At 66.6% G+C, this 10,796-nt stretch carries 5 protein-coding genes and 1 pseudogene; 3 read left to right on the top strand and 3 right to left on the bottom strand.

The genetic code is table 11. From position 1 onward, the window contains the following. Positions 1-591, top strand: a pseudogene (locus tag Q7A36_RS35665) (hypothetical protein); the annotation flags it as partial. A 257-nt stretch (positions 592-848) separates the two neighbouring features. Here the strand turns inward: Q7A36_RS35665 and Q7A36_RS35660 are convergent. The 3 genes from Q7A36_RS35660 to Q7A36_RS35650 all read right to left on the bottom strand — a co-directional run bounded on the left by Q7A36_RS35660 (position 849) and on the right by Q7A36_RS35650 (position 9,609). Beyond that, a complete protein-coding gene (locus Q7A36_RS35660) occupies positions 849-3,506 on the bottom strand; it encodes a diguanylate cyclase (protein ID WP_305108558.1) in 2,658 nt (885 codons plus the stop codon). A gap of 599 nt (positions 3,507-4,105) precedes the next feature. Beyond that, positions 4,106-6,121, bottom strand: coding sequence for a putative bifunctional diguanylate cyclase/phosphodiesterase (locus tag Q7A36_RS35655; protein WP_305108557.1), 2,016 nt, complete (start codon positions 6,119-6,121; stop codon positions 4,106-4,108). A 317-nt stretch (positions 6,122-6,438) separates the two neighbouring features. Next, the gene (locus Q7A36_RS35650; RefSeq protein WP_305108556.1) at positions 6,439-9,609 is read right to left on the bottom strand and encodes a bifunctional diguanylate cyclase/phosphodiesterase; all 3,171 of its coding nucleotides are present in this window, start codon (positions 9,607-9,609) and stop codon (positions 6,439-6,441) included. 350 nt (positions 9,610-9,959) lie between these two features. Here Q7A36_RS35650 and Q7A36_RS35645 point away from each other — a divergent pair, with 350 nt between their 5' ends. Then, positions 9,960-10,133, top strand: a complete 174-nt coding sequence (locus tag Q7A36_RS35645) for a hypothetical protein (protein ID WP_305108555.1) — start codon at positions 9,960-9,962, stop codon at positions 10,131-10,133. Then, a complete protein-coding gene (locus tag Q7A36_RS35640; RefSeq protein WP_305108554.1) occupies positions 10,133-10,687 on the top strand; it encodes a protoglobin domain-containing protein in 555 nt (184 codons plus the stop codon). Before Q7A36_RS35645 ends, Q7A36_RS35640 begins: the two co-directional genes overlap by 1 nt. Positions 10,688-10,796 lie beyond the last annotated feature (109 nt).

Below are 10,796 nucleotides of genomic sequence, written 5' to 3'. Positions count from 1 at the left end.
CTGCGGCGCATCCTCCTCGACGCTGGCATCGGTAGCCTGCCGATCTTGGATTGGTTTCACCTCGCCATGCGGCTGCAGCACCTGACGCAGGTCGCCGGCACCTTGTCGTCCGACACCCCGGAACGCGCAACGGCGAAGGTGGTGATCGTCGAGGACGTCGAGCGCCTGCGCTGGCGATTGTGGAACGGCAAGGCCCGGGACGCTGGGATCAGTCTCGATCGCATCCGGGTCGTCATGCATCACTTCCGGGGCGAGGCGGACGGCCGGCGCTCCGTCGCATCCTCGCGCAAGCTATGGACCGCCCTGCGGGCAGTGAACGACTATCTGCTTGGCCAGAGCGACTGGCTGGTCAACTACGCCGAGCGGCATCGGGCGGGGCAGCGGGTCGGCACGGCCCTGACCGAGGGCACGGCCAACTTCCTGGTGAACCGCCGGATGGCCAAGTCACAGCAGATACGCTGGACCCGGCGCGGTGCCGACCGCGTGCTCCAGGTCCGCTGCGCCGTCTACAACGGCACGCTCGGCACAGGCTTCGGGCAGCGTTTCCACGCCGCCAACGATCAGCACCCGGCAGTCGCTATCGCAGCGTGACCCCCATTTCTGCGGCAGTCCCTGCCACAACCCTTGCCCCATCCCTTGCCATCGCAGCACCTCCGCGACGGCCTACCTCTCAACGCTCATCACCCGCAGCAAGAAGGGCCACGTCCCGGCGCTTACGCTCCTTCGCCCCACACCCGAGGAGCTTACCAAATAGGCGCCCTCGCGGCCCTCCCCCCCACAGCTTTGCATGCTCTCGAGCGACACTCGGCGGCTATCCACCGGAGCACCCAGGCCGTATCAATCAGTGTTCAAGCCTCAGCCAGATCAGCCTGCCTGGGACAGGCGGGCGGCATGCCCGAAGCTTTTGACACTGCCACGCGGTTCCGCCCACCGGATTTTGCCTCGTAGAGGGCGGCGTCTGCGGCCGATACCAGGGTCTCTGGCTGGATCGCGTCGTCAGCGCTGAGAACGATCGTGGCCACGCCGATGCTCGCAGTCACCACGCCAAGAGGTAAGCTCCCGGCATGCGGCAGCCCGAGCGCTTCAATCTTGGCACGAACCTGCTCCGCCAGCGCCGTCGCGCCGTCCGCCGATGTCTGCGGCAGAAGGATTGCGAACTCTTCGCCTCCGTACCGCGCGACAAGGTCACTTTGTCGCCGCGACATTGACAGCACGGTGCTGGCAACATGACGGATGCAGACATCACCCTCGGGGTGACCGTAGGTATCGTTGAATTGCTTGAAGCGGTCGATGTCCAGCAGCAGGAGGGACAAGGGCTTCCTCGTGCGCTGCGCTCGCCGCCACTCCGCCACGATTGCCTCATCGAATGTACGACGGTTCGCCAGGCCGGTCAGTCCGTCGGTCTGGGCCAGGGTTTCCAGCCTGGTCTCGAGCGCCTTTCGGGCACTGACATCCCGCGCGACCGTCACCGCACCATTGAATGTGCCTGTGGCGGGGTCGGTCGTGGCGCGAATCGTAGTCTCGACCCAGACCAGCTCGCCGTCCGGGTGGTAGACCCGATACTCGACCCGGGCCTCCTGCGCGCCCGTGCGCAGTTCCGCCTCGGCCGCCTGAATCAGCCGAAGATCGTCCGGTAGCACATGTTCATGGGCCGAGCCGCCGATCAGCTCGGCCGGTGAGCGGCCGAGCACGCGTTCGGCCGACGGTGAAACATAGAGGCGCGTCCCGTCGGCGCCGATGCGGGAGACCATGTCGCCACTGTTTTCGGCCAGGAGGCGATACAGCGCCTCGTTCTCAAGTGCCTTGGCCCTGCTCTCCAAGGCACTCTGCTCGGCGGCGCGGCGGTGGCCCAGGGCGCGCCAGAGGAAGAAGGACATGCCGGCGAGCGCCACCACCAGGCCGAGGGCGGCAGCGCCGAGCACCAGCGCTTCCTTGAGCCATGCCTCCTCGATCTCCGACACGGCGAAGTTGACCGCCACGTAGAGGGGTGTGCCGGCCACGTTCCCGTAAAGGAGCATGCGTCGGACCTGGACCTGGTCACCTGGCGAGGTGATGATGAGGTCGCCTGTCGGCGCGGCCATGATCTGCCGTTGAATGGCGCTTGCCTGAAAGCTCCCTCCGACGACGCCTTCGCTGCGAGGTGCCCGCATCAAAACGACCCCATCCTCGCGGAAGAGGGTGACGAAGCCCTGCTGTCCCAGCTCGGCACGTTCGAACAGGGCGCGCAGTGCCGACATCTTGATGGAGCCCATGACGACGCCGTCGAAGTTGCCGTTCGCGCCGTTTAGCCGCCTGCTCACCGGCAGGAGCCATTCCCCGGTCACCGGGCTCCGCGTAGGCCGCCCGACGTAGTAGCCGAATTGCTCATGGTCGCGGTGATGAGTGAAAAACTCCTCCTCGGACAGTGCTTTCCCCAGGGTTGGGGCCCCAGGCAGCGAATCCAGTGTCACCACCCCCTGCGCGTCCAGCACGATAATGGAGGAAAGATGGCGCGCAGAACCCGCGCGATCCAGGAGAACGAGCCTCCGCAGATGTGCCGGCAGTGCTTCGAAGCCGGCAACGGCACGGTTCTGCTCCACGGCCTGCAGTGACAGATCGAGGCTCTCGAGCGTCCTGGCAAGGTCGTCGCCAATCAGGTCCCGCATGCTCCGCGCCGACTGCCTCGCCATGTTCCAGCTGTCATGCCGCAGCGTCCAGGTGGCATTGGCGACTAGGCCGCAGAGGGCGATGCAGATGGCAGCCGTCGCTGACGCCAGGATCCACCCCTCGCCCGCTGCGGCCGACATGCGGCGGGATCGAGCCGACAAAACACCACACAACGAGACTCCGAGAACGAGGACGGCTGCGATGACCAGTGCGACAGTAGGCTCGGCGAGCGACGCGGAGCTCTGGAGGGGGCTTCCGTCAAGCACTATCGACGTCGCCTGCATGCCCAGGAAATGCAGGGCGGCTACGCCGAGGACGAGCAGACCAATCACGTCGGGTCGAAACCGCAGTTTGCCCTGTATGCATGCCGCCATCGCTGCAGCGAATGCGACCGCTCCTGCAGCGATGGACAGAGCCGAATATTCGGGACTGATCTCCACGGTCCCAGGGACACGTAGCGCAAGCATCCCCAATCCGTGCATCGTACCGACCGCGATACTCAGAATGCCCCCCGCCTGCAGGGCGCGCACGGCTCCGTGGCAGCTGATGGCCGTGGCAAAAGCAATCCTAGTCCCGCCGACCGCGGCGAGCGCCGAGGCCACAGTCATCCCGAGATCGAAAGCCATGGGCACACCCGGATCCATGGCGAGGATCGCCAGGAAGTGGACGGACCAGACACCGCTACCGAAGGTGAGCGCGGCGAGAGTGAGCCACCTGCCGCAGATTTTGCCATTGCCCGCCTGTCGGGCGTAGTCGAGGAAGACAACGGCGGCGCCGACCGCCACCACGCCGAGGACAGCCGCCATCACCAGGATCGTCGGGTCGTGGTTGACGCTCAGGCAGCCAATCACTCCCAACATTCTTCGCCTCGTAGCCTTCGGCCTGCCTCGGACGTACTGATCGGCACCGGCCTCATTTTTCCTAACGTCAGCATTATGTCGGATTGCGGATCCACGAAGTAGCGGCCTAGTGCCTCACCAAACCTCTCCTCGAACGCACGCGGATGCCGCCCTTCTGCATCGTCCGACTCTCTTCAGACTCAGGATGGCAAAACTTGGCACATTACGAGCGCACACGAGCATCGTGGGATCTGGTAGCGGCGATGCGGACAGCAGGTCAGCGCGGTCAGGCTTCGCGCTATCCCTCGCCATGACTTTCCTCTGTCGAGGGGTCCTGGCAGGCTTTTTCATCGGCACGCCGCCTCTTTCAGCTCGCCATGACCACGGCGCTCAGGCTTGCCTCGAGTGCCGCACAGCGAGCTGCGCGCAATTCGTGTGCGCACTCTGGAGATTCGCACCCGCGGATTACCTTGGACGGTGTGACGACGAGCTCCGCATTTTCCTCAGCCTCGTTACCTACCACGGCCAACACGCCTCTGCTGACTGCCGTCTCGTGCTTCATCGGCGTTGTGCGACCGGCACGCCTGCCATTTTGCAAGCTGTGTGGGCAGTACCGGGCTTCATACCAGCGGATCTGGCACGAGTTCCGACGATACCAATGCGCCGGCCCTGGATTCCCGATCGAGTTTGTCGAGCAGGCCGGCGATATCCGCCGCCGGTCGCGGCTTGCTGAAGAGGTAGCCCTGGGCCTCGCGGCAGCCCTTGCGCCGCAATGCCTCAAGCTGCTCCTCGGTCTCTACCCCTTCGGCCGTGGTGGTCATGTCAAGCGCGGCGCAGAGATCGGTCACCGCACGCACGATGGCGTTGCTCTGGGGCGATCTGCCCAGCTCTTGCGTGAAGCTGCGATCGATCTTGACCTTATCGAACGGGAACTTCTGCAGGTAGCTGAGCGAGCTGTAGCCGGTGCCAAAATCGTCCATGGCGATGCGCACGCCCAAGGCTTTCAGCCGGTGCAGGGTCGTCAGCGTCGCCTCTGTGTCCTGCAGCATCACCGTCTCGGTGATCTCCAACTCCAGCTTGGCAGGGTCGAGTTTCGAGTTCCGGAGCGCCTGCGCGACCATCTCGACCAGCCCGCGGCTGGCGAACTGCGCCGGCGAGAGATTCACCGCCACCTTGGGCGATCCAGGCCAGGACACCGCATCCGCGCATGCCCTGGCCAGTACCCACTCACCCATAGGAACGATCAGGCCGGTCTCCTCGGCGAGCGGGATGAAGGCGTCGGGCGGCACCAGGCCGCGCTCGGGGTGGCGCCAGCGGATCAGCGCCTCGAGGCCGGATACCTGGCGTGAGGCGACAGCGACAATAGGCTGGTAGAACAGCTCGAACTCGCCCATGGCGAGGGCCCGGCGCAGGTCGGTCTCCAGGGCGCGGCGCAGTTGCATGCGGGCGTCCATCTCCGGCTCGAAGAAGCGCCAGCGCCCGCGCCCCTCGGCCTTGGCGCGGTAGAGCGCCATATCGGCGTTCTTCAGCAGTGTGTCGGCGTCCTCGCCATCGCCGGGCACCATGGCGATGCCGATGCTGGAGCCGACCACGACCTGGCGGCCGTCGAGATCGAATGGTGTGCCGAGCGCCTCGACCAGCCGCTTGGCCAGCATGGTCACGGCGGTGGGCTGCTCGGCGTCGGCCTGGATGATGGCGAACTCGTCACCGCCGAGGCGGGCGACGGTGTCGGTCTCGCGCACGCTGTCCAGCAGCCGGGTGGTCACTGCCTTGAGCAGGGCGTCACCGACGGGATGGCCGAGGGTATCGTTGACTTCCTTGAAATGGTCGAGGTCAAGGCAAAGCAGGGCGCAACTCGCGCCTCGCCGTGACTTTGCGAATGCTTCATTCAGCCGCTCTCGAAACAGAACGCGGTTTGGCAGCCCTGTCAGAGTGTCATGGCGTGCCATATGTTCGGAGCGCTGGGCGAGTTCGGATTTCTCTCGGCGTGCCGCCAAGATCTGCCGCACATCGGCGTACTGACGACGGATGATCGAGCAAAGCGCAACGAAGAAGATAAGGACCTGTGCCGCCTGGAACCAATGCGCAGAGCCGTGCAGAACGGCTGCGGCCACTTGGGGCGCAAGCAGGGCTGCCACCTGGGCAACGGCGAAGAACGGCGTTGCGGCATTTCGTGAGGCGCTGCCGCCAGCGGTGCCCATGGCCAAGGTGGCTGCCAGCAGCCTGCTCACCTCGTCCTCGAGCAGGGCGTAGCACATGCCGCAGAAGGCACCGGTCGAAAGCGCCCAGGCCATGCCGACGCCAAAGTATGGGCGACTTGCCCGCAGCAACGCCTCGGGGCTGGGGTCGCGCCTGCGCCGAATGGTGAAGACCAGCGCGACGCGTGAGACGAGCAGCACAAGGTCGAGGACGAGAAATATGACCGGCCATCTGGCGTCGGACCGGCCAGCGAGGAAGATGCACAGGGCAAGCGGTGCAACATGGGCTACCAGCAGCGAGCTGGTACGTTCAAACAGCGGAGCGATCAGGCGGGCAGCGTCATCAGGCGGCATGGCCACCATTGATCGCATGGACATCCAGCGACGTCCGGCGAAATGGCGCCAGCACTTCGGAAAGCAGCGATCGGCAGCAAACATGTTAAGCTGCATCGCACAGCCAGACGTAATCGAACCGAGACATTCGAGCAACTTCCATCACCGGCACGCTTGGCAGATCCTCGCTCCCAAATCCTTTCACGTTTGACCTGTTTAAGGTACATGTTGAGTGCCTCAAAGAACGACATAGCTAGAACCATTTATTCTTTGCACGAAACACTTTCCATATGTGCTACAACGTGCTGCCAAGGAAAGAATTCTGGTTCGGATATGTTGAGCGCTTATTATACGGAATGCCCATCCCGCCAGAAGAGAAGGGTTCCAGCTTGCAGCCAAGGCCGCCACCGATGCCCCGTCGGCTATGCCGCCTCGGGCTTGACCCTGGCGTCCTGCTCCAGCCGGTCGAGCAGGCCCGGCACCTCGTGGCCTGGGCATGGCCGGCTGAAGAGATAGCCCTGCGCCTCCTGGCAACCCTTGTGCAGCAATGCCGCGAACTGCGCCTCGGACTCCACCCCTTCCGCCGTCGTCGTCATGTCCAGCCCGAGGCAGAGATCGGTGACGGCCCCCACGATCGCGCCGCTCTGCCGGGACTGCCCGAGCTCGCGGGTGAAGCTGCGGTCGATCTTGACCTTGTCGAAGGGGAAGCGCTGGAGGTAGCTGAGCGAGCTGTAGCCGGTGCCGAAATCGTCCATGGCGATCCGTACGCCCAAGCCCTTCAGCCGGTGCAGCGTGGCGAGCGTGGCCTGGGTGTCCTGCAGCATCACCGTCTCGGTGATCTCGAGCTCGAGCCGGGCGGGGTCGAGGCCGGACAGCTCGAGGGCAGCGGCGACCGCATCCACCAGCCCGCGGCTGGCGAACTGGACGGGCGAGAGGTTCACTGCCACCTTCGGCGTGCCGGTCCAGGACACCGCTTCCCGGCAGGCCTGGGCGAGGACCCACTCACCGATCGGGACGATGAGGCCGATCTCCTCGGCGAGCGGGATGAAGGCGTCGGGCGGCACCAGGCCGCGCTCCGGATGGCGCCAGCGGATCAGCGCCTCGAGGCCGGATACCTGGCGTGAGGCGACAGCGACAATAGGCTGGTAGAACAGCTCGAACTCGCCCGCGGCGAGGGCCCGGCGCAGATCGGTCTCCAGGGCGCGGCGCAGTTGCATGCGGGCGTCCATCTCCGGCTCGAAGAAGCGCCAGCGCCCGCGCCCCTCGGCCTTGGCCCGGTAGAGCGCCATGTCGGCGTTCTTCAGCAGCGTGTCGGCATCCTCGCCGTCGCCGGGCACCATGGCGATGCCGATGCTGGTGCCGACCACGATCTGCTGGCCGTCGAGCTCGAAGGGGGCGCTGAGCGCCTCGACCAGCCGCTTGGCCAGCGTGGTCGCGGCGGTGGGCTGCTCGGAGTCGGTCTGGACGATGGCGAACTCGTCACCGCCGAGGCGGGCGACGGTGTCGGTCTCGCGCACGCTGTCCAGCAGCCGGGCGGTCACTGCCTTGAGCAGGGCGTCGCCGACCGGGTGGCCGAGGGTGTCGTTGACTTCCTTGAAATGGTCGAGGTCGAGGCAGAGCAGGGCGCAGCCCGTGCCGCGACGGGCGCGGGCCAGGGCTTCCTCGAGGCGCTCGCGGAACAGGGTACGGTTGGGCAGGCCGGTCAGGGCATCGTGATGGGCGATGTGGGCGATGCGCGCCTCGGCCTCGCGCCGCTCGGTGACGTCGATGACCACGCCCACCACCGAGACAGGTACCCCGTCGGCATCGTAGTCGAAGCGTGCACGGGCCTCGAAATGCCGCAGGACGCCCTCCGCCGAGGGCTGGACGCGGTACTCGAAATCGGCCTCCGCAGCTCGGTCGGCGACGGATTGCTCAATCCGCGCCCGTAGCCGCGCCTGGTCCTCGGGCACAACGGCGGCGAACCATGCCTCGTCGGGCATCGGGTTCGGACCGGCAGGCAGACCGTATAACGCCCGCGCCTCCGGGCTCGCGTAGACCAGGCGAGCCGTGAGGTCGTGGCGGAAGTTGCCAATGCGGCCGATCTCGAGGCTGAGCCGGGTCAGCGCTTCGGCTTCGCGGCTGGCGGTGACATCGATCACCACGCCGATCGAGCTGAGCGGTCGCCCTGCGGCATCGTATTCGTAGCGCGTACGCGCCTCGATGTGCCGTACCTTGCCGTCGGCCGGATGCCGGAAGCGGTACTGGAAGCAGAGTTCGGGCTCTCGCCTCGCCAGGGCATCCGCGATCTCGCCAGAAATCCGCTCCCGGTCCTCCGGCAACATCAGGCCGACCAGCACCTCGATCGGGATCGGTGCATCCCCCTGTGGGAGACCGTGCAAGGCGCGCGTCTCGGGCCCGCACTGGATGACCCCGTCAGCCATCAAATCGCGCGTGTAGATGCCGACATCGCCCGCCTCGAGGCTCATCCGCAGCATCGCCTCGCTGGCGCGCAGCCTTGCCTCACTCTCGGCCAATGCCTCGGCCGCCTTCTCGCGCTCGGCCGCCACTGCGAGCCTCGCCTCGCTCTCGGCCTGCGAGGCCAGGAGACGCCGGACGGCGCGGCGCTGCCGGTCATGCCGTTGCAGCAGCAGCACGGTCCCGAGGATCAGCATCTCGAGAAGCAGCACGGCCGAGCCGAGCCGCCTGGCCTCGCGGCGCCAGGGCACGAGGATCTCGTCCACACCCCGTGTCGTCAAGATGGCGAGGGGGTAGTCCTGCAACGCCCGCACGACCTTCAGCCGCATCCGCCCATCCACGAAGCTCGGCTCGATGATGGCCCCGTCCTGGGCGGACGGCAGGACACGCTGGAAGATGGCTCCCGCGGCCGCCGATGTGCTGGCCTCCTTCCCTGCCCGCGGGTAGCGGGCGAGCCGGATGCCGTCGCGGCGGATCAGGGACACCGCGCTGTCCGGGCCGAGGGCGAGACTGGCGAAGATCCGCTCGAAGTAGTCGAGGTCGATCGCCGCGGCGACGACACCGAGGAAGCGGCCGTCCGGGGCATTGATCCGATGGGAGAGATAGATGTTCCACTGACCGTCGACCTGGGCGCGCCAGGGGACGCTCAGCATGCTCTCGCGCCGGGGATCGTCCCGGAGAGCGTCGAAGAAGTCCCGCCCCGAGGAGTTGAGGTCCGGCGCCGGCCAACGAAGCGACGTGGCGGCCGTCCTGCCCGTCGCGTCGGTGATGAGCAGCCGCCGGACCCGCGGCAGTGATGCGATGCGCGCGCGCAGGGTGTCGTGCGTCTCGCGTGCCGCCATCCGCTCGGCGAAGGCCTCGGGGGTGCCGATCCCCTCGGCCCGGATCCAGTCCAGCACCCCGGCCTCGAGTTGCTCGACGGAGCGGAAGCCAGCCTCGACCCAGTTGGCGAGGATCAGGGAGAGGTTGCGCGCCTCCCGCTCGGCGTCGCGCAGGGCTGCCTCCCGTTCTTGCAGGAGATAGACTCCAGCGCTGACCGCGAGAACCAGCCCCAGCGCAGCACCGACGAACCCGCGCCAGACCGAAGGGCGGATGCGGGACGCGGACTGCAGCACCAGGGCGGCAAAGGAAGGCATGGGAGCACCGCGAAAACCGGGCGAGGTTGCCCGACCCCGTTATGGCTTCCCTGGTTCCACACGGGCAGTCCGGGTGGTGCCTCTGCGGCTTCGGGCTATGCGAAAAATAGTGCACATCGGACTACAACACCGCCTCCTGATATGCGGACGGGCGGTTCCACCAGCCGGGCCGAGCCTGGGGACAGCAGAATTTCAAGGTTGAGGGAGAGAAGCGAAGCCCTCAATTCGAGCCAAGGTAAGCTGGCCTGCCATTGCTCAGGCTTGCTCACCGTGCCGCCGCGGCCGTGTTCAGGAACCCGGCATGGTTTGAAACTTCGATGGTGCCACACCTCCGCCGCCCCGGAATGTAGATGCCCGAGAACTTCACTCCCGATCAGCAGAAGCGCCTCGCCGCCTTCGACACCACGCCGGCCGACCTGGCGCTGCTGCGCGCAGAGGTATCCGCGCTGGAAGGCCACATGCCCCGGCTCCTGGCTGATCTGCACGGCTCCTTCTCGGGCTGGCCGAGATCCAGAAGGCACTGATGGACCCAAGAGTCCACGCCGTCCGGGTCAGTCACTGGCAGCGCGTCGTCTCCGGCAAGCTCGGCAGCGGGTTCCAGGAGTCCGCCGAGGCCCTCGCCTCGGCCTTCTACGACAATGGCGTGCCCGGCTACGCCGTGGCCATCTGCCACGCCAGCGTCACCAGCGCCATCGTCCGGGAGCTTGGCCTCGACATCGTCCCGTCCGCCGGGCGCATTTTGGGTCGAAGCTCAGGAGCCAAGGGCGCGGCGCTCCGGACGGTCCTGAACAAGCTCGCCTGGCTCGACCTCGAGGTGATGCTGGAGACCTATGCCCAGGCCGAGCAGGCAAGCCGTGCCGAGGCCCTGCGCGAGATGGCCGAGGCCATCGAGCGCGAGGCGGGGGCCGCGGTCGAGAAAGTCAGTAGCCTGACTGCATGTTGGTGCTGGGATCGTCGGATCGAGCGGCGTCGGGTAGGCTCGGGTGGGGGCGAGCCCTCGTTCGAGGGAGGGCCACCATGCCGTTCAAGGGCAACGCCGACCGCCGACACCATATTCCAGCCCAGCAGCACCGGGTAAAGAACTGGGCCGAGTACGACGCCGGCCTGCGCGCTCGAGGCAGCCTGACAGTCTGGTTCACGGCTGAGGCCATCGAGGCCTGGCACGCGGCGCCGCGCACCACTCCAGG

Source organism: Paracraurococcus lichenis (genome assembly GCF_030657435.1).
Taxonomy (GTDB): Bacteria; Pseudomonadota; Alphaproteobacteria; order Acetobacterales; family Acetobacteraceae; genus Paracraurococcus; species Paracraurococcus lichenis.
The sequence above is the reverse complement of the archived record's forward strand: the minus strand, read 5'-3'. Positions and strand labels throughout refer to the sequence as shown.